Raw genomic sequence first — 24,928 nt, forward strand, 5'->3', positions numbered from 1 at the left:
GTGGCCCTGGGGCACTGTGAAGGGCATAGGCTCGGGCATATAAACGGCGGATAGACAGACCCGGACGAACAGAGGGTGTTGCATGACGGTGCGTCGGGTGATGGGCATCGAGACCGAATACGGCATCTCCGTACCAGGTCAGCCAGGCGCCAACGCGATGGTGACCTCCTCACAGGTCGTGAACGCCTACCTGGCCGCCTCGGCGGCCCGCGCGCGCAGAGCGCGGTGGGACTTCGAGGAGGAGAACCCGCTCCGCGACGCGCGCGGCTTCGACCTGGCCAGGGAGGTGTCCGACCCCAGCCAGCTCACCGACGAGGACCTCGGGCTCGCCAACGTCATCCTCACCAACGGCGCTCGGCTCTACGTCGACCACGCCCACCCCGAATACAGCTCGCCCGAATGCACCAACCCCCGGGCCGCCGTGATCTGGGACAAGGCAGGCGAGCGGGTCATGTACGACGCCGCCACGCGCGCCTCGGCCATCCCCTCCAACGCGCCCATCCAGCTCTACAAGAACAACACCGACGCCAAGGGCGCCTCCTACGGCTGCCACGAGAACTACCTGATGCGGCGCGCCACCCCCTTCGCCGACATCGTCAGGCACCTCACCCCCTTCTTCGTCTCCCGCCAGGTCGTCGTCGGCGCCGGCAAGGTCGGCATCGGCCAGGACTCACGCGGCGAAGGCTTCCAGATCAGCCAGCGCGCCGACTTCTTCGAAGTCGAGGTCGGGCTCGAGACCACACTCAAGCGGCCCATCATCAACACCCGCGACGAGCCCCACGCCGACCCGGAGAAGTACCGGCGGCTGCACGTGATCATCGGCGATGCCAACATGTCGGAAATCTCGACATACCTGAAGCTCGGCTCCACCGCGCTCGTCCTCGCCATGATCGAAGAAGGCTTCCTCACCCGCGACCTCGCCGTCGAAAACCCCGTCCAGTCACTCCGCGCCGTCTCCCACGACCCCAGCTGCCGCTACGAGATCCCCATGCGCGACGGCCGCAAGCTCACCGCCGTCCAGCTCCAGATGGAATACCTCGAACAGGCCCGCAAATACGTCGAAGAACGCGGCACCGCGCAAGACGAGATGAACAAGGACATCCTCGACCGCTGGGAGTCCATCCTCACCCGCCTCGCCGAAGACCCCATGCAACTCTCCCGCGAACTCGACTGGGTCGCCAAACTCGAACTCCTCGAGGGCTACCGCAGCCGCGACGGCCTCGCCTGGTCCCACCCCCGGCTCCAGCTCGTCGACCTGCAATACTCCGACATCCGCCCCGACCGCGGCCTCTACAACCGCCTCGTCGCCCGCGGACGCATGCAACGCCTCGTCACAGAAGACGACGTCCAGCGCGCCGTCGAACACCCGCCCAACGACACCCGCGCCTACTTCCGCGGCCGATGCCTGCGCCAATACAGCGAATCCGTCGCCGCCGCCTCCTGGGACTCCGTCATCTTCGACATCCCCGGCAGGGAGTCACTCCAGCGCGTCCCCACCCTTGAGCCGCTCCGCGGCACCAAGGCCCACGTCGGCGAACTCTTCGACCGCTGCCGCACCGCCGCCGACCTCGTCGCCGCCCTCACCGGCACCGGCGACTGACCCCCGCGCGCCCCTCACAGCACGCTGACCCCGGCGTCAGCGTGCCAGCCATGCCCGTCACAGCAGGGTGACCTCAGCGTCAGCATGCCCGTCATACCCGTCACAGCAGGCTGACCTCAGCGTCAGCGTGCCCGTCACAGCAGGCTGATCCCCAGCGTCAGCGTGCCCGCCGCCAGGCACACGCCGCCCGCCACCGTCAGCCAGATCAGCCTGCTCGGCTTCGTGTCGCCCGGCCGGACCACCGACAGGAAGAAACCCAGCGGCATCAGGATCGGCGCCGCCACGATCAGCGTCCTCGTCAGCGCCTTGCCGCCCTCCGGCAGGCCCGACTGGTCCACGTACACCATCGCCACCAGAGCGAACAGGACCAGCACACCCGCGTGAGCGTGGCCCGCGCGCCACAGGCCGCGGCGCACCGGGTTGTCCAGATAGCCCGGGACGTTCCGCATCAGGAACGACAGCAGTGACACGCCGCCGAAGGCCACCAGCGGGACTGTGATGAGGAGCACACCTGCTGCGCTCAGGGACGAAGGGGACATCTCAACCTCCTGTGAGTACGGGGGTTCATTGTTGGATAGGAAGGCTATCTAGTCAACCCGGCAAGATCGCAGGGCGATCGGCGCGAAATGTCGCTCGGTTCGGGGAAGATATGCCTAGAGGCAGTCCCCCAGTGCGGAGGTAGGACATGGCAACGAAGGACACCGGCGGGCAGAAGCAGACCGGGCGGCGCGAGAACGAAGTCGAGGAGACCGAGGCTTCGGCGGCACCGGAGGTTCAGGAGCGGCAGGAGAAGCTCACTGACGATGTCGACGCGATTCTGGACGAAATCGACGAAGTTCTCGAAGAGAACGCAGAGGAGTTCGTGCGCAGCTACGTCCAAAAGGGCGGAGAGTAGGGCAAAACGGACATTTAAAAGGGGTAAATCGGGTGGAAATGCCGGAGGAGGCAAAGCTGTGTCCGGACTGCGGGGAGGTTAAGGCCGTCTCCGGGTTCGGGCGCAATAAGCGCAGGCCCGATGGGCTTGCGATGTACTGCAAGGTCTGTTTTCGGAGACGGTCCACCCAGAGTTATCGCAAGCGCTTGAGCGAACAGGGGAAAACGGTACGTGAAGCGGTCCTCGTTCCGGAAGGGTGCAAATACTGCCCTCGGTGTAAGGAGATCAAGGCCGTTGAGGAATTTGGGCGCAACCGAGCGGAGAAGTCCGGGCTGACCGCTTACTGCAAGGTGTGCCACACGCTCGTGATGCGCGAGAACAAGATCAAGAATCACGGGAGCGAGCGGAACTATCTGCTCCAATACCGCTACGGCATCACCGAGGACGACTTTGAGCGCATGCTCGCCCAGCAGGGCGGGCTCTGCGCCATCTGCGGGGTCGTCCCCGGCACGTTCGTCGATCACAGTCACGAGACCGGGCAGGTTCGGGGCGTGCTCTGTTTCAACTGCAACAACGGGCTTGGGCACTTCGGTGACAATCTCGTGTTGCTGGAGCTGGCCGCGCTCTATCTGGACGGGGAGGTGCTCTGGCCGAAGTTCGTGGTGCTTCCGGAGGCCCGTGGTGATGTCTCTGCGGCGCCCTCGCGGACTTATCACCTGTCGCAGCGTTATCGGGTGCGGCATGAGGATGTCGAGCGGATGATCTCGGCTCAGCACGGGTTGTGTGTGGTGTGCTGGGATCGGCCGCCGGAGCATGTGGATCATTGTCATCGGACCGGTGCTGTGCGGTATGCGTTGTGTTTGCCGTGCAATACCGGGATCGGGCAGTTCCGGGATGATCCGGGGGTGGTGTGGCGGGCGCTTTCGTATGTCGAGGCGACCGTTGAGGATTACGGGGAGACCGAGGTCTCCGATGAGGAGCTCGAGGGGTTGGTTCGGGCTGATGAGGAGCTTCGGTCTGAGTTTTATCGGCGGGTGACGCGGGCCGATTTCAACTGAGGTCCGGGGTCACTGGTCCGGCATGGTGTAGTCGACGGCCACGCCCAGGAGGCGGACGGGGCGGGTGAGGTCGTGGCGGTCGAGGATGGTCAGGGCAGTCCGGGTGATGGTGGCGGGGTCGGTCGTGGGGGCGGGGAGGGTGGACTGGCGGGTGCGGGTCAGGAACGGGGTGGTGCGGACCTTGACGGTGACCCTGGTGATCTCGCGGCCGGCCTCTCTGGCGTCTTGGGTGACTTGTTCGGCCAGTGTCGTGACGTGGTAGGCGAGGTCGGCGCGGTCGGTGAGGTCGTGCTGGAAGGTGGTTTCGCGGCTGTGGCCGCGGGCGATCCAGGGTGTGGTGACTACTTCGGCTTCGCCTTTGCCGAGGGCGAGGTAGCGGTACCAGGGGCCGTTGGTGGGGCCGAAGTGGCGGGCCAGGTCGGCGGGGTCGGCGGTGGCGAGCTGGGCGACGGTGTGGAGGCCGAGGGCGGCCAGTTTCTTGGAGATCCTGGCGCCGATGCCCCAGAGGGCGTCGGTGGGGCGCTCGTTCATGGTCTCGGCCCAGTTGTCGCTGGTGAGGCGGTGGATTCCGGCGGGTTTGGCGAAGGCTGAGGCGAGTTTGGCCTGGTGTTTGTTGTCGCCGATGCCGATGGAGCAGTCGAGGTGGGTGCGGGCGCGTACGGCGTGCTGGAGGTCGGCGGCGAGGGCTTCGGGGTTGTCGGTGGTAGCGCCGAGGAAGGCTTCGTCCCAGCCCCAGACCTCGACGGCGATGGGGAATTCGCGCAGGACGGCCATGACGCGTTCTGAGGCGGCCTCGTAGGCGGGTGGGTCGCTGGGCAGGAAGACGGCCTCTGGGCAGCGTCTGAGGGCGGTGCGCAGTGGCATGCCGGAGTGGATGCCGTGTTCGCGGGCCTCGTAGGTGGCGGTGGCGGCGACGGTGCGGGGCTGGGTGGGGTCGCCTGAGCCGCCGACGACGACGGGTATGCCGCGGAGTTCGGGGTGGCGCAGGAGTTCGACGGCGGCGATGAACTGGTCGAGGTCGAGGTGGGTATCCAGGTCCTGGCGCCCATGGTGTCCAGTATGGCGGGGCGGGGCGGGGTGTCAGGGGAGGGTGGTGTGGAGGGTGTCGTCGCGGTAGAGGAGGGCGCGGCGGGGGACGGCCCAGGCGGGGGTGCCGAGGGGTGGTTCGTGGCCTTCGGGGACGACGAGCTGGATGAGGGGGCCTGGCGTTCCGTCGGTGGTGTCTGAGGTGCTGGTGGCGCCGGTCGGGGTGCCGGGGGTGATCTCGGCGATCTCGGCGGTCTCGGCGGTCTCGGCGGTCTCGGTGGTCTCGGTGGTCTCGGTGGTGCTGGTGGTGCTGGTGGTCTCGATGGTGCCGGTGGTGCTGGTGGTGCTGGCGGTGAGCTCTGTGGTGCAGGGGGCGGTTTCTGTGGTGCCGGGGGTTTCGAGGGTGACGAGGGTGTGGGTGCCGAGGTTCTCCAGGACGGAGATGACGCCGGGGAAGGCGTCGGGGCGTTCTGTGGGGGACAGGTCCATGTATTCGGGGCGTACGCCGTACGTGAGCTGATCGCCGGGGGAGAGGCCGGTGGGGAGGGGGAGGGTGGCGCCGGCGGCGTGGAGGGCGGTCGCGGTGGCGTGGGCGGGGAGGAGGTTCATGGGGGTGGAGCCGATGAAGGAGGCGACGAACGTGGTGGCGGGGCGGTGGAAGATCTCGGCGGGGGTGCCGACCTGGATCATGCGCCCGTGGGACATGACGGCGATGCGGTCGGCGAGGGCGAGGGCTTCGGCCTGGTCGTGGGTGACGAAGACGGTCGTGACGGCGAGTTCGCGCTGGAGGCGTTTGAGGAAGGTCCTGGCTTCGAGGCGGAGCCGGGCGTCGAGGTTGGACAGGGGTTCGTCGAAGAGGAAGGCGGTGGGGTGGCAGGCGATGGCGCGGGCGAGTGCGACGCGTTGTTGCTGGCCGCCGGAGAGTTCGGCGGGGCGGCGGTGGAGGAGTTCGGTGAGGCTGAGGCGGGAGGCGACGTCGGCGGCCTTGGCGGTGCGTTCCGCGCGGGGGACCTTCTTGATGCGCAGGGGGTAGGAGATGTTGGCGGTGACGTCCATGTGGGGGAAGATCGCGTAGTCCTGGAAGACCATGGCGACGTCGCGGTCGCCTGGGGGGAGCGGGGTGACGTCCGTGTCGTTGATGTGGACGCGGCCGGCGGTGGGGGTCTCGAGGCCGGCGATGGTGCGCAGGAGGGTGGTCTTGCCGCAGCCGGAGGGGCCGAGGAGGGCGAAGAACTCGCCGTCGCCGATGGTGAGGTGGATGTCGTCGAGGGCGTGGACTCCGCCGGGGAACACCTTGGTCAGGCCGTGCAGGGAGATCACCGTTTGATCCCTCCGTGGAAGCGGAAGCCGTAGCGCTGGGAGACGAAGAGGTACATCGCGACGACGGGCAGGGAGTACAGCAGGGAGAAGGTGGAGATGAGGTCGAGCTTGGGGGCGCCGCCTTCGGTGTAGAGGGTGTAGAGGATGACGGAGCCGGGCGCCTTGTCGGGGTCGCGCAGGAGGATGAACTGGAACAGGAATCCGCCCCAGACGCTGGCCAGGGCCCAGACGGCGATGGTGGCCAGGCCCGGCCTGACGAGGGGGACGACGATGTGGCGCAGGATCTGCAGGGGTGAGGCGCCGAAGACGCGGGCGGACTCCTCGTACGAGGTGGGGGTCTCGTCCATGAAGTCCTTGAGTATGAAGATCGCGGCGGGCAGGAGGCCGCCGGAGACGACGAGGATGACGCCGAGGTGGGTGTCGATGAGGTCGAGCCGGGTGGCGAGTTCGAAGATGGGCACCATGGCGGCGGTGCCGGTGACGACGGATGACAGCAGGAGGAGCACGTACAGGAGGGCGTCGCGGCCGGGTACGCGGACGCGGGACAGGGCGTAGGCGGCGAGTGCGGCCAGGATGACGACGAGTGCGGCTGCGCCGCCGCCCTGGATGAGGGAGTTGCGGATGGAGCCGAGCGCGTAGGGGTTGTCGAGGATGGCGTAGAAGTTGCGCAGGGTGAACTCGGGGATGGAGGTGGTGATGGTGGGGGTGGCGTCGAAGGGGGCGCTGGCCAGCCAGAGCATGGGGAGGGTGAAGAAGGCCAGGACGACGGCGATGACGACGGTGGCGGCGAGTCTGCCGAGGGTGTGGCGGATCATGTTTGCTCGTTCATGAGGCCGCTTCCCGCTGCCTGCGCCGGCTGCGGAGCAGCCGCAGGTAGGCGAGGGCGAAGATGAGGTTGATGAGCAGGATGAGGAAGGAGATGGCGGCTCCGACGCCGAGCCGGCCGTCTCTGAGGGCGACGCGGTAGACGTACACGGGCAGGATCTCCGAGCGGCCCTCGGGGCCGCCGCCGGTGAGGACGAACGGCGTGAAGTCGTTGAACGTCCACAGGCTGATGAGCAGCAGGTTCGTCAGGATGTGGCGTCTGATGCGGGGGAAGACGACGTCGCGTAGTTGTTGCGGGACGTTCGCGCCGGCCAGGCGGGCGGTCTCCAGGTGGGAGGGCGGGACGTTCTCGAGGGCGGCCGAGTAGAGCATCATGGAGAACGCGGTGCCGCGCCACACGTTGAAGATGATGATCGACAGCAGTGGGTAGTCGAGCAGCCAGGCGAATCCGGGGGTGTGCAGGAGCGCGTTGAGCGTGCCGTCGTCGCGGTCGAGCAGGGCGAACCAGAGGAAGCCGACGACGGTGCTGGGCAGGATCCACGACAGCAGGACGACGCCTTCGACGGCGCGGCGGACGGGTCCCGTGCGTGTGCGCAGGAGCCAGGCGAGGGTGAAGCCGAGGCCGGCCTGGCCGATGACGGCCGAGCCGCCGACGTACAGGATGGTGAGCTGGAGCGAGGACAGGAAGCGGGGGTCGCCGAGGGCGTCGGTGTAGTTGTCGAGGCCGACGACCTGGGGGTTGGCGGCGGCCAGGCCGGTGAGGCGGTAGTCGGTGAGGCCGAGGTAGATGGTCCACAGGGCGGGGAAGATCAGGAAGACGGCGATGAGGACGAGGGCGGGCAGGACGAACGCGACCGCCCTGCCCCGGCCGAGTCCGGCGGCGTCAGCCGCCGACGTTGGCCGCGCCACCGACCAGTCCCTCCAGTTTGCCCTGGTAGGCGGTGGCGGCCTCGTCGGCGCTCCTGCCGCTGACGACGGCCGCGGTGGCCTCTTGGAGCGCGGTGGACACCTGCGGGTAGACGGCGAGCCCGGGCCGGTAGGCGGTGAGGGGGAGCACCTCGTCGGCGATGTACTTGAGCATGGGGTCGGCGGTGAGGACCTCGTCGTTGACGTCGGTGCGGGCGCTGATGCGCACCTGTCCGGCGAGCTGCGCCTTGGTGGCGGGGGCCGAGTGCATGAAGGCGAGCAGGTCCCAGGCGAGCTTGGGGTTCTTGGAGAACGGGTTGAGCACGCGTACGGCGCCGCCTGACATGCTGACGAAGTCCTGGCCGCGGATGCCGCCGCCGGGCTGCTTGGCGGGGATCTTGGTGTATCCGACGACCTGGTCGCGGTCCTTCATGGGGGCGACGCCGGCCTGGGGTTCGACGACGGAGCGCCAGAAGTAGTCGCTTTCGGCGAGGATGCCGATCTTGCCGGCGGCGAACTGGGCGAAGGACTTGTCGCGGCCTTTGGCCTCTTGCTGGAGTTTGGGGTCGCCGAGGCCGCTGCCGCCGTAGATCTGCTGGTAGAGGCCGAGGGCGTCCTTCATGGCCTGGGAGGCGCCGTTCCATTTGCCGTCGGCGTAGATCTCGGCTCCGGCGCCGGCGAGCAGGGGGAGCATGCCCTGCATGGTGGTGGCCTCGCCCATGGCGGTGCCCGCGTCGAGCTGGATGGGGGTGGGCACGCCGGCGGCCTTCAGCTTGGCGCCGGCGTCGATGATCTCCTGCCAGCTCGCCGGTTGCCAGGGTTCGGGCAGGCCGGCCTTCTTGAACAGGGTCTTGTTGTAGAACAGGACGCGGCCGTCGGTGCCCTGGGGCAGGCCGTACTTCTTGCCGTCGAAGATGCCCAGCCCCTGTACGGCCTGCGGGATCTGCGCCCAGCCCTCCCATTGCCCGACGGTGGCGCCGCCGATGTCGGCGAGGGGTTTGAGGTAGCCGGCCTGGGCGAACTCGCCGACCCAGATGCCGTCGAGGTCGATGACGTCGGCGCCGGTCCTCGACTTGAGGTCGAGCGCGATCTTGGTCTTGTACTGCTCGTCGTCGACGCCGCTGGGCCGGAACAGCACCTTGACGCCGGGATGGGTCTTCTCGAACTCGGGGATCACCCACTGCTTGATCCATTGGGCGGATTCCGAGTTCTTGCCGCCCTCGATGGAGTTGGCCGCGATGGTGAGGCTGGTGCTGCCCCCGCCGGAGCTCGTGCCGGTGCCGCAGGAGGTGAGGGCGAGTACGGCGATCGCCCCGATCAGCGCGGGTCCGCTGGGGAGTCGCATGTCGGCCTCCGATTGAGGACGTGCAGACATACCGACAATCGCATGGGCGGTGGCGGCCGTAAAGAAACGATCTGAACACGGACCTACCGCTCGAAAGCCGCCTTTCGGTCAGCAATGCCGTCTTTCGGTAAGCGTGGCGGGGGTGGTTCGCCGTGAGCTGATCGTGGGAAGTGCAGACAGCAACCCAACATGAGTAGGGTCGCCCTAGGAACACTGAACGTTTGGAGGGAGTCGCGTGGCATCGCACAGGGATCTGCCCGTCGGCTTGGCGAATCAGCTTTTCCGGAACACCGGGAGTGCCTCGTTCACGGAGTTCGTCAGCTCTTACGCGCCTGATTTGCTGCCGCGGCGGGATGAGGTGCTGGCCACCCCGATCGGCGACCAGGTTCCGCACGCGACCACGATCGTGGCGGCCACCTTCGCCGGTGGTGTGGTCATGGCGGGCGACCGGAGGGCGACGTCGGGCAACATCATCTCGCAGCGTGACGTGGAGAAGGTCTTCCGCGCCGACGATTACTCGTGCATGGGCATCGCGGGCACGGCCAGCACGGGCATCGAGATGGCCCGCCTCTACCGGGTCGAGCTGGAGCACTACGAGAAGCTCGAGGGCCGCACCATGTCGGTGGCCGGCAAGGCCAACCGGCTGGCGACCATGATCAGGGGCAACCTCGCGCTGGCGATGCAGGGGCTGGTGGTGGTGCCGCTGTTCGCCGCCTACGATCCGGACAAGGACGAGGGGCGCATCTTCAGCTACGACGTGGCGGGCGGGCCTTACGAGCGGGAGAGGTACGACGCGATCGGGTCCGGTTCGATCTTCGCACGGGGGTCGCTGAAGAAGCTCTACCGCGACGGCGCGTCGGCCGACGACATGGCGATGACGCTGATCCAGGCGCTCTACGACGCGGCCGACGATGACTCGGCGACCGGCGGGCCCGATGTGACCAGGAAGATCTGGCCGATCGTGTCCGTGATCGACGGCGACGGTTTCCGCCGGCTGGGCGAGGAGCAGGTCGCCGGTTACGTCGAGCAGATGCTCGAGGCTCGCCTGATCTCGCCTGACGGTCCCATCGCCCCGCTGCGCTAGCAAAGGATCACCACTGTGTCCATGCCTTTCGGATATGCGTCCCCCGAGCAGATCATGCGGGACAAGGCCGACTACGCGCGCAAGGGCATCGCGCGAGGCCGTTCCGTGGTCGTGCTCCAATACGTGGACGGCGTCCTGTTCGTCGCGCCCAACCCCTCCCGGGCGCTGCACAAGATCAGCGAGATCTACGACCGCATCGGCTTCGCGGCTGTCGGGCGCTACAACGAGTTCGAGGAGTTGCGCCTCGGCGGCATCCGCTACGCCGACATCAACGGCTACACCTACGACCGCTCCGACGTGACCGGGCGCGGCCTGGCCAACCTCTACGCCTCCAATCTGGGCCGTATCTTCACCGAGTCGATCAAGTCGCTGGAGGTGGAGGTCGTCGTCGCCGAGGTGGGCGAGACGAAGGACGGCGATGCGATCTACCGGCTGACGTTCGACGGGTCGGTGTTCGACGAGCACGGCTTCGCGGCCATGGGCGGCCAGGCCGAGGCGGTGGCGGCGCGGCTGAAGGAGCGTTACCGGGAGTCGATGTCGCTGGCCGACGCGCTGGAGGTGGCGCTGACAGCGCTGACCGAGCCGGGCGGGGAGCGGCCGCCATTGGGGCAGCTGGAGGTGGCGGTGCTCGACCGGAACCGGGAGCACCGCAAGTTCCTGCGGCTGACCGGGGCACGGCTGGAGCGGCTGCTCGCCCAGACCACCACCCCGCCGCCCGCCGCCACCCCGCCGGCCTCTTCTCCGGACGACGCGCCGACCGGGCCGCCTCCTCCCACGGGGCCTGACGGTGACGGGGACGTGGACGACGGGTCCTCGCCGCTGTAGGCGCGGACTTTCCGGTGAGGGCTGCTACGGCGGCCCTCACTGCCGTTTCCGGCCCTATTGCGGCTCAGGGGTTGGAACCTCGGGCGGTGGGTGGGTGGCGTGGACAGGCGGCCGGTAGGGCGGCCGGTAGGCGGCCGGTAGGGCGGCGGAGTGAGGTCGGCCGGTGAGGGCGGTGGGTGGTGAGGGTGGTGGAGTGAGGGGTGGGTGGGGTGGTGGTTATTGGGTGGAGTGTGACCTGTATCACACTGGTCTGTACGAACCGCAGTGAGTGATCGAGGATCTTAAGATCCGTGAACACTCCACTACGTGGCCTCCTGGCGGCCGGTGCGGCTACGGCCGTGATGCTGACCTCAGGCGTGGCGGCCGAGGCGGCCACCGCGTACCCGAAGTACGAGGCGCCGAAGACCTTCGGCACCACCTTCCAGTCCGACCCCGGGCACGACTTCACCAAGCACATCAGCTCCCGCCACAACGGCATCCTGCGCGGCTGGATCACCTACGTGCGGAGCGGCGTGGCCGAGTACGAGCCCATCAAGTGGAAGAAGGGCACCAAGACCGAGGGCAACTTCGTGGGCCCGCGTGAGGGCGACGTGACGGCGTACGCCTCGCCCGTGGCCAAGGACGTGACCTTCCTGTCCGCGTACGGCTGCAAGTCCGACATGTCGGGCTTGACCGTCAGTCACAGCACGGGGCTCGGCGCCAAGCGCTGCTCCCGCGACGTGCTGATCAAGCGGCACAACCGCGCGAGGATCCCCGCCCTCATCACCGTCCACAAGGGGAAGATCGTCAAGGTTCAGGAGATCTTCACCCCCTGACACGCCACGGCACCCGCGCCCCGTGGGGGCGGGCGCGGGGACGAAGCGGGTCATACGAGGCCGGGCGGGAAAACACCTGGGAAGATCCCTCCCGCTTGCGGATCCGTGGGCATAGTGTGAGGTGATGGATCGTCGCATCTTCGGGCTGGAGAACGAGTACGGCGTGACCTGCACGTTCAGGGGCCAGCGCAGGCTGTCCCCCGACGAGGTCGCCCGCTACCTGTTCCGGCGGGTCGTGTCCTGGGGCCGATCGAGCAACGTCTTCCTCCGCAACGGCGCACGTCTCTATCTCGACGTGGGCAGCCATCCTGAATACGCAACACCCGAGTGTGACAACGTCATCGAGCTCGTCACGCACGACAAGGCAGGCGAGCGCATCCTCGAAGGCCTGCTCGTGGACGCCGAGAAGCGGCTGCGTGAAGAGGGCATCGCGGGTGATATCTACCTTTTCAAGAACAACACCGACTCGGCCGGCAACTCCTACGGCTGTCACGAGAACTATCTGGTCGGCCGGCACGGGGAGTTCGGGCGGCTGGCCGACGTGCTGATCCCGTTCCTGGTCACCCGGCAGATCATCTGCGGGGCGGGCAAGGTGCTGCAGACGCCGCGCGGGGCGGTCTACTGCGTCTCGCAGCGGGCCGAGCACATCTGGGAGGGCGTCTCCAGCGCCACCACCCGGTCCCGGCCGATCATCAACACCCGTGACGAGCCGCACGCCGACGCCGAGCGGTTCCGGCGGCTGCACGTGATCGTGGGCGACTCCAACATGAGCGAGACCACCATGCTGCTCAAGGTCGGCGCCACCGACCTGGTGCTGCGCATGATCGAGTCCGGCACGGTGATGCGCGACCTGTCGCTGGAGAACCCGATCAGGGCCATCCGCGAGGTCTCCCACGACATGACGGGCCGGCGCCGGGTGCGCCTGGCCAACGGGCGTGAGGCCTCCAGCCTGGAGATCCAGCGGGAATATCTGTCGAAGGCGAAGGACTTCGTCGACCGCCGTGGTGGCGACGCGATCGCGCACCGGGTGCTGGAGCTGTGGGAGCGCACGCTGCACGCGGTCGACACGGGCAACCTCGACCTGGTCTCGCGGGAGATCGACTGGGTGACGAAATACCAGCTCATCGAGCGTTACCGGAAGAAGTACGACCTGCCGTTGTCCTCGCCGAGGGTGGCGCAGCTCGACCTGGCCTACCATGACGTGCACCGCAAGCGCGGGCTGTTCTACCTGCTACAGAAGCGCGGCTCGGTGGAGCGGGTGGCGTCCGACCTGAAGATCTTCGAGGCCAAGTCGGTGCCGCCGCAGACGACCAGGGCGCGGCTGCGCGGCGAGTTCATCCGCAAGGCGCAGGAGAAGCGGCGCGACTTCACCGTGGACTGGGTGCACCTCAAGCTGAACGACCAGGCGCAGCGCACGGTGTTGTGCAAGGACCCGTTCCGCAGCGTCGACGAGCGAGTGGACAAGCTGATCGCCGGTATGTGAGCGGTGGTCGGGCCGGTCGGGCCGTGGGGGATCGTTTACCACGGCCCTACCGGGAAGTCGGGTAGTGTGACGCGAATCTGCCGTCTTTCCGAGGGAAATTCATGCGCCGCGCTATGGCCGTACTGGCCGCCGTGCCTTTGATCTTGTTCGCCGCCGCGTGCGGTTCCGGCGGCGGCACCTCCGCAACCGCCACCGCCTCCGCAACCGCCCCCGGCGGGTCGGCCGGGGTCAAGGTCGCCGGGACCGTGGGCGCCAAGCCCACGGTGACCTTCCCCTCGGGCTCGCCCGCGACGAAGTCGTCCTATGAGGTGATCCACCCGGGTGCCGGCACCGGCCTCAAGGCCGGCGACCGGGTGCTGGTCAACCTGACCGTCTACAACTGGGACGGAAAGGGCAACGCCGTTCAGGGCTCCTCCTACGACACCAAGGCGCCGGAGACGATCGCGATCAACGAGCAGTTGCCGCAGGTGCTGCAGGAGGGCTTCACCAAGGTCAAGCACGGCGGCCGGCTGCTGGCCGTGCTGGCCAACGACTCCGTCGCCCAGCAGCAGTCCACGGCGCCGCCAGAGCCGACCAAGGTGTTCGTGTTCGACGTGGTCGGCACGCAGCCGCCGCCGCTGAAGGCCGCCAACGGTAAGGAGACCGGCGACTCCATCAAGGGTGTCAAGGTGGTCAACCCGGGCGGGGAGAAGGCGCCGACGCTGACCACGAAGACCGGCGAGAAGCCGCCGAAGGACCTCGTGGTCAAGACGGTCATCCAGGGCACCGGCGAGAAGGTGAAGACCACCAACACGCTCTCGGTCCACTACACGGGCAAGATCTGGGGCAGCGACAAGCAGTTCGACTCGAGCTGGGAGCGGGGGCAGCCGGCCGAGTTCCCCCTCGCCCAGGTGATCCAGGGGTGGCAGAAGGGCCTGGCCGGGGTGCCGGTCGGCAGCCGCGTCGTGATGAGCATCCCGCCGGAGCTCGGCTACGGCGACCAGGCGCAGCAGGGCATCCCCGCCAAGAGCACGCTGGTGTTCGTGGTGGACGTGCTGGCGGCCTACTGACGATCGAAGCGGCGGCGCGGTAGCATCGCGAGGCCCGGTGGCGTGACGCCGCCGGGCCGCTCCGCGCTGGGAGGAACGATGCGCCGTGCCGCCGCGTCGCCGCTGGCCGCCCTGCTGCTCGCGCCCCTGCTGGTGGCGGGGTGCACGGGCGAGGCGGCGAAGGACCTCGACCTGAAGGTGGGCGGCCGGTTCGGCGCCCGCCCGACGATCGTCTTCCCCGACGGCGAACCGATGGCCGGGCTGCAGGTGGACGAGCTGGCCGCCGGCAAGGGGGAGACCCTCGCGCCCGACGACGTGGCGATCGTCCAGTACACCGCGCATGTGTGGAACGGCAGGGACAACCGCCTGGTGGACTCCAGCTTCAACCGGGGCATCCCGGCCGCGTTCCCGGTGGGGGAGCTGCTGCCGGGCCTGGAGCGGGCGCTGCGGGGCCGCAGGGTGGGCAGCAGGGTCATCGCCGCGATCCCGCCCGAGAACGGTTTCGGCGCCAACCCGCCGCAGGGCGTCGGCGCGGGAGAGGAGCTGTTCTACGTCGTCGACATCCTGGGCGCCCACCACAAGGGCGTCTCGGTGAAGGCGGGCGGCGGGACGCTGGCCGGAGTGCGCGTCGGCGGCGGCGCCCGGCCCGCGCTGGCCGTGCCCGCCACCGCGCCGCCCGCCAGGTTCGAGGCCAAGGTGCTGGCCAGGGGCGGCGGGCGCAAGGCGCAGGCGGGGCAGCTCGTGGTCACCCAGTACGAGGGGGCCGTCTGGAGCCGGCGCCGCGTGTTCGACGCGACCTGGTCCACGGGCCGGCCCAAGGCGTTCAAGCTCGGCGACGGCGGTGTGATCAAGGGTTGGGACAAGGCGCTGGTAGGCGTGCCGGTCGGCAGCCGCGTCGCGATGATCGTCCCGCCCGCCTACGGGTACGGCCCCGCCGGCCATCCGGCGTACGGCATCAAGGGCTCCGACACCCTCGTCTTCGTCGTGGACGTCATCGCCGCCTACTGAGGCTTCGTAGACTCCCGATGTGAGTAGCGACGACCTCGAGGCGCTGGCCCTCCTGCACGACCCCGTCCGCCGCAGCCTGTACGAGGCCGTCACCTCCCGGGGCGGCGACGTGGGCCGCGGGGAGGCCGCGGAGGCCGCGGGGGTGTCCAGGACGCTGGCCGGCCACCACCTCGACAAGCTCGTCGAGGCCGGCCTGCTGGAGAGCGGCTTTCGCCGGCCGGACAAGAAGGGCCCGGGCAGCGGCCGGCCCGCGAAGGTCTACCGCAGGGCCGGGGGCGAGCGGTCGGTGAGCCTGCCGCCGCGCGACTACGTCACCCTCGCCTCGGTCCTGGCCGACGTGGTGGAGGTGCTCGGCGCCGAAGAGCGGGCCGAGGAGGCGGCGCGCGGCGCCGGGGCCAGGATGGCCGGGCGGCGCCGCGGCGAGCCCGTCGAGCGCCTGCTGGGCGAGCGCGGCTACGAGCCGTACGCCGAGGACGGCAGGTTGCGGCTGCGCAACTGCCCCTTCCACGTGCTGGCCGTCGAGCAGCCGCTGCTGGTCTGCTCGATGAACCTGGCCCTGTGCCAGGGGCTGCTCGAAGGGCTCGGCGACGACCCGGCCAGGGCGGAGATGGACCCGCGTCCCGGGGAGTGTTGCGTCTCTCTAAAACAAACATCCATTGACATAGAAGGCGGGTGAATGGTGTGCTGAGCCCCATGCATCTCGCCGAGCTCAACATCGCCCATATGCGCGCGCCCATCGACAGCCCCGAACTCGCCGAGTTCGTCGCACAACTCGAACCCATCAACGCCCTCGCCGACGCGGCGCCCGGGTTCGTGTGGCGGCTCAAGGAGAGTGAGGCGGACCCCACCGCCACCATCATCCACGACTACGGCGACCACCTGCTGATCACCTTCTCGGTGTGGGAGTCGCTGGAGTCGCTCTGGAACTACGTCTACCGCACCCCCCACCTGGACGTGCTGAGACGGCGCAGGGAGTGGTTCCTGCGCATGGCGGAGCCGTACATGGTGATGTGGTGGATCCCCGAGGGCCACATTCCGTCCCTGGCGGAGGGGATGCGCCGGCTGGAGCGGCTCAAGGCCGAGGGGCCGAGCCCCGAGGCGTTCACCTACAAGAACACCTACGACAGCAGCGAGGCCGTCAGCCTGCCCGCCGCCGCCGAGGCCAGGAAGTAGGACAGGTCCTCCTCCAGCCCCCTGCCCATCGTGGAGAGCCGGACCGGGGACTCGCGCAGCGCCTCGTGCAGGCCGTCCACCGGGACCGGGACCAGCCGGTGCCGCACGGCCAGCAGTTCGGCCTGGTCCCTGACCCGCTCCCCGAACTCGCCCGGCAGCTCCGGCACCGGCACCTGCGCGGGGGAGAGCGCGACCCGGCCGTAGGCGGTCAGCGAGTGGTGCGAGACGCCGTAGTGGCGCTCCCGCTTGTCGCCCTCGCTGACCCGCAGCGCCGCCACCGGCCGCCCCAGCAGCACGGCGGCCGCGTTCACCGCCTCGCCCGCCGACACCCCCGAGAAGCCCCACCGGGTGCCCGTGCCCAGGTTGCCCGGGCCCTGCGTGACGATGGCCACGTCGGCGTCGAGGACGTGCCTGGCCGCCAGTAGCCCGGTGTGGGTCGTGACCGCCTCCACGTCGCCGCCGAACGCCTGGCCCACCGTCACCACGCCGGCCAGCCAGCCGATCTCGCGCAGCCGGGCCGCCGTCATCGAGAACCAGACGGGCAGCGCCCCGCCGTCCAGCATCACGTACGCCACCCGCACGCCCGGCCTCGCCTCGTACAATCCGCACAGGATCGGCGCCAGCGCCGAGTGCAGGTCGGCCATCACCACGGGCATGCCGTCCAGCGAGTCCGCCTCGCGCAACCTGGCGTGATACGGGGAATCCTGTTCGTCGGCGCCCTGCACCGTGGCCTGCAGCGGGGTGTACCTGGCCTTCACCAGGTGCCCGGGACCCTCGGGATCTTGCGGCAAACGGTTCGGGACGGCCACCACCATGGCGTAACCTCCCGTACCGAGACCCATCGCGAGCGCGGTCGTGTTGAGCAGCACCTCGTCACCGGGTTCCGGGCGGCCCACCAACGGCGGATAGGCCAGCGCCCGGCACTCCCCCTCGGGGACGGCGACGTCCAGCTCCACCGCTCCCGGCCACTCGCGTCGGATCCGTACAACCTCGCCCTTGCGCCATCTGATCACGGGGGCAGGGTAGCGTCGATGAAGGAGGAGTGAGGCAGATGTCGCGCCGGAAGACAGAACGGTTGCTCAATCTGGTGATCTGCCTGCTCGCCACCCGGCGCCCGTTGTCGGCCGAGCAGATCCGCCAGGCCGTCCCCGGATACGACCGCGATGGCGACGAGGCGTTCCAGCGCATGTTCGAGCGGGACAAGAACGAGCTGCGCGAGATCGGGATCCCGATCGACGTCGTGCGCGACCCGTGGGAGGACGAGCCGGGCTACCGGATCGAGCGGGAGTCCTACGAGCTGCCCGAGATCACCCTGGAGCCCGACGAGGCCGCCGTGCTGGGCCTGGCCGCGCAGGTGTGGCAGCGCGCCAGCCTGGCCGAGGCCGCCTCCGGGGCGCTGCTGAAGCTGCGGGCCGGCGGCGTGGCCACCGACCAGCCCGTCGGCACGGGAGCGCTGGAGCTGCGCGTGGACACCCGCGACCCGGCCTTCCCCGCGTTGTGGGACGCCGTGCGCGACCGGCGCGTGGTCCGCTTCGACTACCGCGGCGCCGGCAGCGAGAGCGTGCGCAGCCGCACCGTGGAGCCGTGGGGTGTGGTCAGCCGGCGCGGCCGCTGGTACCTGGCCGGGTTCGACCGCGACAGGGACGCCCCGCGCGCCTTCCGGCTCAGCCGCATCACCGGGCAGGTCGCCGCGATCGGCAGGCCGGGGGTGGTCGAGGTGCCCGAGGGCGTCGACCTGCGGGCCATGGTGGGCTTCCCCGACGAGCCGATGGAGGAGCGGGTCGCCGTCGTCCGCGTACGCCAGGGGGCGTGCGAGGGGCTGCGGCAGCTGTCCAGGGCCGTGCACACGGGCACCGGCGGGTGGGACGAGGCCGAGCTGATCTTCTCCGACCCTGAGCGGCTGGCTGGGTGGATGGCCAGCCTCGGCGCCGACGTCGAGGTCGTCGAGCCGCCGGACGCCCGCGAGGCCGTCATCCGCAGACTGAAGGGGGCATACACATGAGCGGGTCCGCCGACAGGCTGCCCAGGTTGCTGGCGCTGGTGCCGTACCTGATGTCCCATCCGGGGGCGCAGGTCGGCGAGGTGGCCGCGGTGTTCGGGCTGAGCGAGAAGCAGCTCATCGACGACCTGCAGCTCGTGTGGATGTGCGGGCTGCCGGGTCACACTCCCGGCGACCTCATCGACGTCTCCTGGGACGGCGGCGAGATCATCATCGACAACGCCGACACCATCGGCAGGCCGCTGCGGCTCGGCATCGACGAGGCCAGCGCCCTGCTGGTCGCGCTGCGCATGCTGGCCGCGACCCCGGAGCTGGCCGAGGTGCCGGGCGACGCGCTGCCCCGTGTGATGGCCAAGCTGGAGCGGGCCGCGGGGGAGGGCGCCGCCACCGTCAGCAGCCAGGTCGCCGTGGACGTGGACGCCGCCCCCGACGCCCTGCCGCGCGTGCGCGAGGGGCTCACCAGGCGGCGGCGGCTGTCGCTGCGCTACTACGTCCAGGGCCGCGACGAGGTGACGCCGCGCGAGGTCGACCCCATGCGGGTCGTGGTCGTCGACGGCCGTGCCTACCTGGAGGGCTGGTGCTACCGGGCCGAGGCCATGCGGCTGTTCCGGCTCGACCGGGTGCTCGGCGTGGACGTGCTCGACGTGCCCGCCGACCCGCCCGCCGGGGCCGAGCCCAGAGACGTCACCGACGGCGTCTTCCGGCCCTCGCCCACCGACGAGCTGGTCGAGCTGGAGCTGAGCGCCGCCGGGCGGTGGGTGGCCGAGTACTACCCGTGCGAGCGGATCACCGAGCTGGGCGAGGGCCGGCTGCGGGTGGCGCTGCGGGCCCGCGACGAGGACTGGATCCTCAAGCTGGCGCTGCGGCTGGGCGACACCGGCCGCGTCGTCTCCCCGCCCGACATGGCCGAGACCGTACGCCGTGAGGCCGAGCGCGCCCTGGCCCTGTACGCTCACCGATCATGACGTGGATATTCGTGTCCGTGGGGCTGGGCGTGGCCGGGCTGGTCGTGCTCGGAATCGCGGGTGCCCGCGTCGTCGCCGCGGCACGTACTCTGAAAAGGGAAATCGCCGAGGCGAAAGCCCAGCTGGAGCCGAGGCGGGCCAGATTGGCGGGCCGGGGGGATGAGACCGCGCCCCAGGCAGCGTACGATCGTGGCTGATATAGGCATTCGCTAGAAAAGGGCATTTCATGGGAAATCTCGGAGTCCCCGAACTTCTGATCATCGCGCTGGTGCTCGTCCTGCTGTTCGGTGCGAAGAAGCTGCCTGAGATGGCCCGGGGCGTCGGCCGGTCGCTTCGCATCTTCAAGTCGGAGACCTCCAAGCTCCGCGGCGAGGAGGACGAGGACGGCCACACCGTCCAGGCGCAGCCCCCGGTCCAGGCGCAGGCCCAGCCGCAGCCTCAGCCCGTGCAGCCGCAGCAGCTCCAGGCCGCTGCTCCCGCGCCCGCTTCGGCGCTGTCGGCCGAGGAGCAGGCCCGCCAGCTCGAGGAGCAGGCCGCCAGGCTGCGCGCCAGTGCCGCCACGCAGGCCGACAAGCACGCCTGACCCCCGTCCCTCCTCGTCACCTGGACTGCTAGATGGCGCTGCTCAAACGGTCAAGCCAGACCGCACCTGACCCCGAGGGCCGCATGCCCCTCATGGATCACCTGCGCGAGCTACGCAACCGGCTGCTCATCGCGCTCGCCGCCGTCGTCGTCGGCGTGATCATCGGATGGATCTTCTTCGATCCGGTGTGGGAGACGCTCAAGGCGCCCTATTGCGAGACCGTGCAGTCGCGCCAGCTCAACGGGCAGTGCAGTCTCACCTACAGCGGCATCTTCCAGTCCTTCTTCATCACGCTGAAGGTCTCGTTGATGATCGGGCTCGTGGTGGCCTCGCCTGTCTGGCTCTACCAGATCTGGGCGTTCGTGACCCCCGCGCTCTATCGCACGGAGAAGCGCTACTCGATCGCGTTCCTGGGGCTGGCCGTCCCGCTGTTCGTGTTCGGCGCGGCGCTGGCCTACTTCATCATGGACACCAGCCTCGGCATCCTGCTGGGGTTCTCCCTCGAGGGCACCGTCGCCACCATCGGCATCGACGACTACCTCGACTACGTCCTGATCATGTTGCTGATCTTCGGTGTCTCCTTCGAGCTGCCGCTGATCCTGGTCTTCCTCAACGTCATCGGGGTGCTCTCCTACACCACCGTGAAGAAGCATCGCCGCATGGTGGTCTTCGTGATGTTCGTCTTCGGTGCCGTGGTCACCCCCGGCGGCGAGCCGCTCACGATGATGGCGCTGGCCGCGCCGATGATCGCCCTGTACTTCCTGGCCGAGCTGTTCATGTACCTGCGCGAGAAGCGCATGCCGGCGACGGAGGACTTCTCCCATCTGTCCGACGACGAGGCGTCCCCGCTGATGGAGGACACCGCGCCGCCCGAGGATGACACGCCGCTCGAGGAGGAGCCCGATCCCGGCAAGCGATAAGGGCATTTCGCTTCCGCGGCGCAGACGATAGGTTCCGGGCGTGTCCCCGCAACTCGTTCTGCTCGTCAACCCCGCCGCCCGCGGCGGGCGTACGCTGCGCCTGCTCGAACCGGTCGCGCGCCGGTTGCGCGCCGGAGGGGCCGAGCTGTCCGTGATCGTCGGCGTCGACGCCGCCGACACGCTTGAACGCGCCTGCACCGCCGTGTCCGAGCGCCCCGACGCGCTCGTGGCCTTCGGCGGCGACGGCCTGGTGCACCTGGCCGTCCAGGCCGTGGCAGGCACCGACGTGCCGCTCGGCATCATCCCCGCCGGAACCGGCAACGACATCGCCGCCGCGCTCGGCCTGCCCCGCGGCGACCTCGTCGCCGCCGCCAGGACCGTGCTGCGGATGAAGTCGCGGCTGGTGGACGCCGCGCACATCCGGGCGGGGGCGGTCGAGGAGCTGTTCGCCGGGGTGGTGTGCTGCGGCTTCGACTCGCGGGTCAACGAGCGGGCCAACCGGCGCACCTGGCCGCCCGGGATGGGCAGGTACGTGGTGGCGATGGCGCAGGAGCTGCGCTCGTTCCGGCCGATCCCGTTCCGGGTCACGTTCGACGAGGACGAGGTGATTGAGCGGGAGGCCATGCTGGTGGCGGTGGCCAACACGCGCTCGTACGGGGCGGGGATGCGGGTCTGCCCGGACGCCGTGCCCGACGACGGCCTGCTGGATGTGATGGTGCTGGGCGCCATGTCGAAGGGGGAGTTCCTGCGCGTGTTCCCCAGCGTCTACCGGGGCACGCACGTCGGGCACCCGGCCGTGTCGCTGCGGCGGGCGCGCATCGTGCAGGTGGCGGCGGCCGACACAGGAGACGAAACAGTGGCCTACGCCGACGGCGAACGGGTGGGGCCGGTGCCCATGCGATGCGAGGTGCGGCCTGGGGCGCTGCGCGTCATCGTTTGAAATCTACATTGTAAAGGCGCCCGCCCGGTAACGGGCGGGACGGACCGGAATGGCGATTTCGGTAGGCTGACGGGTATGACAACGCCAGCGGAACGCTATGCGGCCTTCCGTCAGAAGTACGGGGACGACGGGGCCGCTCTCAGATCGTTCCGGGGCCTCTACGACTTCGCGCTGGATGACTTCCAGCTCGACGCCTGCCGGGCTCTGGAGGCCGGTGACGGGGTCCTGGTGGCGGCGCCCACGGGGTCGGGCAAGACGGTCGTCGGCGAGTTCGCCGTGCACCTGGCCCTGGAGCAAGGCCGCAAGTGTTTCTACACCACCCCCATCAAGGCGCTGTCCAACCAGAAGTACAACGACCTGGTCAAGCGCTACGGCACCGCCAAGGTCGGGCTGCTGACCGGCGACAACAGCGTCAACGGCGAGGCGCCCATCGTGGTCATGACGACCGAGGTGCTGCGCAACATGCTCTACGCCGGCTCGGCGACGCTGGCCGGGCTCGGGTTCGCGGTGATGGACGAGGTCCACTACCTGGCCGACCGGTTCCGCGGGGCGGTGTGGGAAGAGGTCATCATCCACCTGCCCGAGTCGGTCAGGCTGGTGGCGCTGTCGGCGACGGTGAGCAACGCCGAGGAGTTCGGCGAGTGGCTCGGTGACGTGCGCGGCGACACGACGGTGATCGTCGACGAGCACCGCCCGGTGCCGCTGTGGCAGCACATGATGATCGGCAACCGCGTCTACGACCTGTTCATGAACGACGACCTGACGCCGCGCATCAACCCGACGCTGATGCGGGTGACGCGTGACGCCGAGCGGCTGACGCAGGGGCAGGGCCGGCGTGGCTATGGGAGGCCGCAGCGTTCACGTCCGGCGGACCGGGTGCAGGTGATCGAGAAGCTGGACTCCGAGGGGCTGCTGCCGGCGATCTCGTTCATCTTCTCCCGCGCCGGTTGTGACGCGGCCGTCCAGCAGTGCCTGAACGCCGGGATCCGGCTCACCAGCGACCGCGAGCGGCACGAGATCAGGCAGCTCGTGGACGAGCGCACCGCGCACCTGCCCGACGAGGATCTGGCCGTGCTGGGCTTCCTGGAGTGGCGCGACTGCCTGGAGCGGGGCCTGGCCGCGCATCACGCGGGCAAGTTGCCGGCCTTCAAGGAGGTCGTGGAGGAGCTGTTCACGCGCGGGCTGGTCAAGGCGGTGTTCGCCACCGAGACGCTGGCGCTGGGCATCAACATGCCGGCCCGCAGCGTGGTGATCGAGAAGCTGGACAAGTGGAACGGTGAGACCCACGCCGATCTGACGCCGGGCGAATACACCCAGCTCACCGGCCGGGCGGGGCGGCGCGGCATCGACGTCGAGGGTCACGCGGTGGTGTTGTGGCAGCCGGGCATGGATCCGCTGTCGGTGGCGGGGCTGGCGGGCACCCGCACCTATCCGTTGCGCTCCAGTTTCCAGCCGTCGTACAACATGGCGGTCAATCTGGTCGGTCAGTTCGGCCGGGAGCGGGCCAGGACGCTGCTGGAGGAGTCGTTCGCGCAGTTCCAGGCCGACCGGGCGGTCGTGGGGCTGGCCAAGCAGTTGCGCAAGCACGAGGAGGCTCTGGAGGGCTACCAGGAGGCCATGACGTGCCACCTGGGCGACTTCCCCGAATACGCGGAGCTGCGCCGCCGTCTGTCGGACCGGGAGGCGGAGCTGTCGCGTCAGCGGGGCGCCGCGCGCCGGGCCGCGGCGGCGCGGTCGCTGGAGGCGCTGCAGCCGGGTGACGTCATCCGGGTGCCTGGCGGGCGGCGGGCGGGCCTGGCGATCGTGCTCGACCCGGGGCGCAACCCGAGGGGCACGGGGCCGAGCCCGCTGGTGCTGACGATCGGCAAGCAGATCAAAAAGCTCGACCCGGCCGACTTCCCGGTGCCGGTCGAGCCGCTGGAGAAGCTGCGCATCCCGAAGAACTTCAACGGCCGTTCGCCGAAGGAGCGCGCCAACCTCGTCTCCACGCTGCTGGCCAAGCTGGGTGACCGTGATCTGGGCAAGCCGGACCGGGTGCGCGACCACACGGTGGAGGACGAGGAGATCAACGAGCTGCGCCGGCTCATCCGCCAGCATCCGTGCCACGGTTGCGACGAGCGCGAGGACCACGCCCGCTGGGGTGAGCGCTACTACAAGCTGCAGCGGGAGACCGAGGGGCTGCGGCGCCGGGTGGAGGGGCGCTCGCACGTCATCTCCCGTACGTTCGACCGCATCTGTTCGGTGCTGGAGCAGCTCGGCTACCTCAACGGGGAGACGGTCACCGACGAGGGGCGCCGGCTGGGCCGCCTCTACACCGAGCTGGACCTGCTGACGGCCGAGTGCCTGCGCATGGGGCTGTGGGAGGAGCTGGAGCCGGCGGAGCTGGCGGCGTGCGTGTCGGCGCTGGTGTTCGAGTCGCGGGCGTCCGACGACGCCCGGCGGCCGAAGATCCCGGCGGGGCGGGCGCAGGACGCGTTGTCGGCGATGGTGCGGCTGTGGGGGGAGCTGGAGGGCATCGAGTCCGACCATCAGCTGTCCACGATCAGGGAGCCCGATCTGGGGTTCGCGTGGGCGGCGTTCCGGTGGACCAAGGGGCACACGCTGGACGCGGTGCTGATGGAGGGCGTCAACGGCAACGAGCTGGCGGCCGGTGACTTCGTGCGGTGGATCAAGCAGCTGATGGACTTGCTGGGGCAGCTCGGCAACGCGGCGCCGCCGGGCAGCAAGATCAAGCAGTCGGCGGGCAAGGCGATGGACGCGATGCGGCGCGGGGTGGTGGCGTACTCGTCGCTCACCTAGGCGTTTTTCGTCAAGGATGCTTCTGGGAGCTACTTCTCAGGAGCATCTTTTGCTTTGGCGTGGTCTGGGCTTGTGCTTTTACCTGTCCGGGGGCGACTTTACGTTGGTTGTCGTTATCGCCTTTCCCGTCGGATTTTACCAGTCAAGTCTTTCTGAAATCGGCGATAATCTGCTGATTTATAGCAATTAGGGTGCTAGCGTCCGATTTATCAGTGTTCAGCCAACGGGGGAGGAATCATGGCGAACACGCAACTGTCTCAGGTGGGTTACCAGCAGGGATGGGGATGCCGTCGCCGTCGCCGCTGTTACCGTAGGTGGAGCTGCTGTGGCCGCCGCAGGTGGTGGGGGTGCT

The 24,928-nt window shown here is 69.2% G+C and carries 25 protein-coding genes; 18 read left to right on the forward strand and 7 right to left on the reverse strand.

The genetic code is table 11. From position 1 onward, the window contains the following. Positions 1-82 precede the first annotated feature (82 nt). Entirely contained in the window at positions 83-1,600 is a 1,518-nt protein-coding gene (dop, locus tag ACFPZ3_RS32325) for a depupylase/deamidase Dop (protein ID WP_379518080.1), read from the forward strand. 134 nt (positions 1,601-1,734) lie between these two features. Here the strand turns inward: dop and ACFPZ3_RS32330 are convergent, their stop codons facing one another. After that, positions 1,735-2,139 carry a hypothetical protein gene (locus tag ACFPZ3_RS32330; protein ID WP_379518081.1) on the reverse strand — a complete coding sequence of 135 codons (405 nt, stop codon included), beginning with the start codon at positions 2,137-2,139 and terminating at the stop codon, positions 1,735-1,737. A gap of 146 nt (positions 2,140-2,285) precedes the next feature. Here ACFPZ3_RS32330 and ACFPZ3_RS32335 point away from each other — a divergent pair, with 146 nt between their 5' ends. Continuing rightward, the gene (locus ACFPZ3_RS32335) at positions 2,286-2,495 is read left to right on the forward strand and encodes a ubiquitin-like protein Pup (RefSeq protein ID WP_379518082.1); all 210 of its coding nucleotides are present in this window, start codon (positions 2,286-2,288) and stop codon (positions 2,493-2,495) included. Between the two features lie 185 nt (positions 2,496-2,680). Then, positions 2,681-3,532: an endonuclease VII domain-containing protein gene (locus ACFPZ3_RS32340; RefSeq protein WP_379518083.1), complete on the forward strand. Its 852-nt coding sequence runs from the start codon at positions 2,681-2,683 to the stop codon at positions 3,530-3,532. 9 nt (positions 3,533-3,541) lie between these two features. Here ACFPZ3_RS32340 and ACFPZ3_RS32345 read toward each other — a convergent pair whose 3' ends face one another. From ACFPZ3_RS32345 to ACFPZ3_RS32365, 5 genes are read right to left on the reverse strand one after another with little or no spacing between them, the layout of a single operon-like run. Further along, entirely contained in the window at positions 3,542-4,567 is a 1,026-nt protein-coding gene (locus tag ACFPZ3_RS32345) for a DNA polymerase IV (RefSeq protein WP_379518128.1), read from the reverse strand. Between the two features lie 45 nt (positions 4,568-4,612). After that, on the reverse strand, positions 4,613-5,878 hold the full coding sequence (locus tag ACFPZ3_RS32350) for an ABC transporter ATP-binding protein (protein WP_379518084.1): 1,266 nt from the start codon (positions 5,876-5,878) through the stop codon (positions 4,613-4,615). Further along, entirely contained in the window at positions 5,875-6,693 is an 819-nt protein-coding gene (locus tag ACFPZ3_RS32355) for a carbohydrate ABC transporter permease (protein WP_379518085.1), read from the reverse strand. The genes ACFPZ3_RS32350 and ACFPZ3_RS32355 overlap by 4 nt, the downstream gene beginning before the upstream one ends. Positions 6,694-6,703: 10 nt before the next feature. Then, positions 6,704-7,612 carry a carbohydrate ABC transporter permease gene (locus ACFPZ3_RS32360; RefSeq protein WP_379518086.1) on the reverse strand — a complete coding sequence of 303 codons (909 nt, stop codon included), beginning with the start codon at positions 7,610-7,612 and terminating at the stop codon, positions 6,704-6,706. Further along, entirely contained in the window at positions 7,587-8,954 is a 1,368-nt protein-coding gene (locus ACFPZ3_RS32365; protein WP_379518087.1) for an extracellular solute-binding protein, read from the reverse strand. Before ACFPZ3_RS32365 ends, ACFPZ3_RS32360 begins: the two co-directional genes overlap by 26 nt. Positions 8,955-9,189: 235 nt before the next feature. Between ACFPZ3_RS32365 and prcB the strand changes: the two genes are divergently transcribed. From prcB to ACFPZ3_RS32405, 8 genes are all read left to right on the forward strand, one after another. After that, positions 9,190-10,038, forward strand: a complete 849-nt coding sequence (prcB, locus tag ACFPZ3_RS32370) for a proteasome subunit beta (protein ID WP_379518088.1) — start codon at positions 9,190-9,192, stop codon at positions 10,036-10,038. 21 nt (positions 10,039-10,059) lie between these two features. Next, positions 10,060-10,863, forward strand: a complete 804-nt coding sequence (gene prcA / locus ACFPZ3_RS32375) for a proteasome subunit alpha (RefSeq protein WP_379518089.1) — start codon at positions 10,060-10,062, stop codon at positions 10,861-10,863. 290 nt (positions 10,864-11,153) lie between these two features. Next, positions 11,154-11,678: a hypothetical protein gene (locus ACFPZ3_RS32380; protein WP_379518090.1), complete on the forward strand. Its 525-nt coding sequence runs from the start codon at positions 11,154-11,156 to the stop codon at positions 11,676-11,678. 124 nt (positions 11,679-11,802) lie between these two features. Next, entirely contained in the window at positions 11,803-13,161 is a 1,359-nt protein-coding gene (gene pafA / locus ACFPZ3_RS32385) for a Pup--protein ligase (protein ID WP_379518091.1), read from the forward strand. Between the two features lie 131 nt (positions 13,162-13,292). Continuing rightward, positions 13,293-14,210, forward strand: a complete 918-nt coding sequence (locus ACFPZ3_RS32390; RefSeq protein ID WP_379518092.1) for an FKBP-type peptidyl-prolyl cis-trans isomerase — start codon at positions 13,293-13,295, stop codon at positions 14,208-14,210. A gap of 78 nt (positions 14,211-14,288) precedes the next feature. Then, positions 14,289-15,197 (forward strand): FKBP-type peptidyl-prolyl cis-trans isomerase, encoded by a 909-nt coding sequence (locus ACFPZ3_RS32395; RefSeq protein ID WP_379518093.1) that lies wholly within the window; start codon positions 14,289-14,291, stop codon positions 15,195-15,197. Between the two features lie 19 nt (positions 15,198-15,216). After that, positions 15,217-15,873, forward strand: a complete 657-nt coding sequence (locus ACFPZ3_RS32400) for a helix-turn-helix transcriptional regulator (RefSeq protein ID WP_379518094.1) — start codon at positions 15,217-15,219, stop codon at positions 15,871-15,873. Between the two features lie 17 nt (positions 15,874-15,890). Continuing rightward, a complete protein-coding gene (locus ACFPZ3_RS32405; protein ID WP_379518095.1) occupies positions 15,891-16,370 on the forward strand; it encodes a DUF3291 domain-containing protein in 480 nt (159 codons plus the stop codon). Here ACFPZ3_RS32405 and ACFPZ3_RS32410 read toward each other — a convergent pair. Next, a complete protein-coding gene (locus tag ACFPZ3_RS32410; RefSeq protein ID WP_379518096.1) occupies positions 16,316-17,383 on the reverse strand; it encodes a DUF3866 family protein in 1,068 nt (355 codons plus the stop codon). The two genes, ACFPZ3_RS32405 and ACFPZ3_RS32410, sit on opposite strands and share 55 nt — an antisense overlap. Positions 17,384-17,421: 38 nt before the next feature. Between ACFPZ3_RS32410 and ACFPZ3_RS32415 the strand changes: the two genes are divergently transcribed. The 7 genes from ACFPZ3_RS32415 (at position 17,422) to ACFPZ3_RS32445 (ending at position 24,576) form a co-directional block, all read left to right on the forward strand. After that, entirely contained in the window at positions 17,422-18,372 is a 951-nt protein-coding gene (locus ACFPZ3_RS32415; RefSeq protein WP_379518097.1) for a helix-turn-helix transcriptional regulator, read from the forward strand. Continuing rightward, positions 18,369-19,334 carry a helix-turn-helix transcriptional regulator gene (locus tag ACFPZ3_RS32420; RefSeq protein ID WP_379518098.1) on the forward strand — a complete coding sequence of 322 codons (966 nt, stop codon included), beginning with the start codon at positions 18,369-18,371 and terminating at the stop codon, positions 19,332-19,334. The genes ACFPZ3_RS32415 and ACFPZ3_RS32420 overlap by 4 nt, the downstream gene beginning before the upstream one ends. Beyond that, a complete protein-coding gene (locus ACFPZ3_RS32425) occupies positions 19,331-19,531 on the forward strand; it encodes a hypothetical protein (protein WP_379518099.1) in 201 nt (66 codons plus the stop codon). The genes ACFPZ3_RS32420 and ACFPZ3_RS32425 overlap by 4 nt, the downstream gene beginning before the upstream one ends. A 29-nt stretch (positions 19,532-19,560) precedes the next feature. Next, on the forward strand, positions 19,561-19,917 hold the full coding sequence (gene tatA / locus ACFPZ3_RS32430) for a Sec-independent protein translocase subunit TatA (RefSeq protein ID WP_379518100.1): 357 nt from the start codon (positions 19,561-19,563) through the stop codon (positions 19,915-19,917). A gap of 32 nt (positions 19,918-19,949) precedes the next feature. Next, positions 19,950-20,837, forward strand: coding sequence for a twin-arginine translocase subunit TatC (gene tatC, locus ACFPZ3_RS32435; protein ID WP_379518101.1), 888 nt, complete (start codon positions 19,950-19,952; stop codon positions 20,835-20,837). A 40-nt stretch (positions 20,838-20,877) separates the two neighbouring features. Then, positions 20,878-21,777, forward strand: a complete 900-nt coding sequence (locus ACFPZ3_RS32440; RefSeq protein WP_379518102.1) for a diacylglycerol/lipid kinase family protein — start codon at positions 20,878-20,880, stop codon at positions 21,775-21,777. 75 nt (positions 21,778-21,852) lie between these two features. Further along, on the forward strand, positions 21,853-24,576 hold the full coding sequence (locus tag ACFPZ3_RS32445) for a DEAD/DEAH box helicase (protein WP_379518103.1): 2,724 nt from the start codon (positions 21,853-21,855) through the stop codon (positions 24,574-24,576). The last annotated feature ends 352 nt before the right edge of the window (positions 24,577-24,928 follow it).

Source organism: Nonomuraea insulae, from assembly GCF_042656245.1.

Excerpts from the sequence above, each read along its gene's own strand:
- dop (WP_379518080.1), top strand. The coding sequence starts at position 83 with ATGACGGTGCGTCGGGTGATGGGCATCGAGACCGAATACGGCATCTCC.
- ACFPZ3_RS32330 (WP_379518081.1), bottom strand. The coding sequence starts at position 2,139 with ATGTCCCCTTCGTCCCTGAGCGCAGCAGGTGTGCTCCTCATCACAGTC.
- ACFPZ3_RS32335 (WP_379518082.1), top strand. The coding sequence starts at position 2,286 with ATGGCAACGAAGGACACCGGCGGGCAGAAGCAGACCGGGCGGCGCGAG.
- ACFPZ3_RS32355 (WP_379518085.1), bottom strand. The coding sequence starts at position 6,693 with ATGATCCGCCACACCCTCGGCAGACTCGCCGCCACCGTCGTCATCGCC.
- ACFPZ3_RS32365 (WP_379518087.1), bottom strand. The coding sequence starts at position 8,954 with ATGCGACTCCCCAGCGGACCCGCGCTGATCGGGGCGATCGCCGTACTC.
- prcA (WP_379518089.1), top strand. The coding sequence starts at position 10,060 with ATGCCTTTCGGATATGCGTCCCCCGAGCAGATCATGCGGGACAAGGCC.
- pafA (WP_379518091.1), top strand. The coding sequence starts at position 11,803 with ATGGATCGTCGCATCTTCGGGCTGGAGAACGAGTACGGCGTGACCTGC.
- ACFPZ3_RS32395 (WP_379518093.1), top strand. The coding sequence starts at position 14,289 with ATGCGCCGTGCCGCCGCGTCGCCGCTGGCCGCCCTGCTGCTCGCGCCC.
- ACFPZ3_RS32405 (WP_379518095.1), top strand. The coding sequence starts at position 15,891 with ATGCATCTCGCCGAGCTCAACATCGCCCATATGCGCGCGCCCATCGAC.
- ACFPZ3_RS32415 (WP_379518097.1), top strand. The coding sequence starts at position 17,422 with ATGTCGCGCCGGAAGACAGAACGGTTGCTCAATCTGGTGATCTGCCTG.
- ACFPZ3_RS32420 (WP_379518098.1), top strand. The coding sequence starts at position 18,369 with ATGAGCGGGTCCGCCGACAGGCTGCCCAGGTTGCTGGCGCTGGTGCCG.
- ACFPZ3_RS32425 (WP_379518099.1), top strand. The coding sequence starts at position 19,331 with ATGACGTGGATATTCGTGTCCGTGGGGCTGGGCGTGGCCGGGCTGGTC.
- tatA (WP_379518100.1), top strand. The coding sequence starts at position 19,561 with ATGGGAAATCTCGGAGTCCCCGAACTTCTGATCATCGCGCTGGTGCTC.
- tatC (WP_379518101.1), top strand. The coding sequence starts at position 19,950 with ATGGCGCTGCTCAAACGGTCAAGCCAGACCGCACCTGACCCCGAGGGC.
- ACFPZ3_RS32445 (WP_379518103.1), top strand. The coding sequence starts at position 21,853 with ATGACAACGCCAGCGGAACGCTATGCGGCCTTCCGTCAGAAGTACGGG.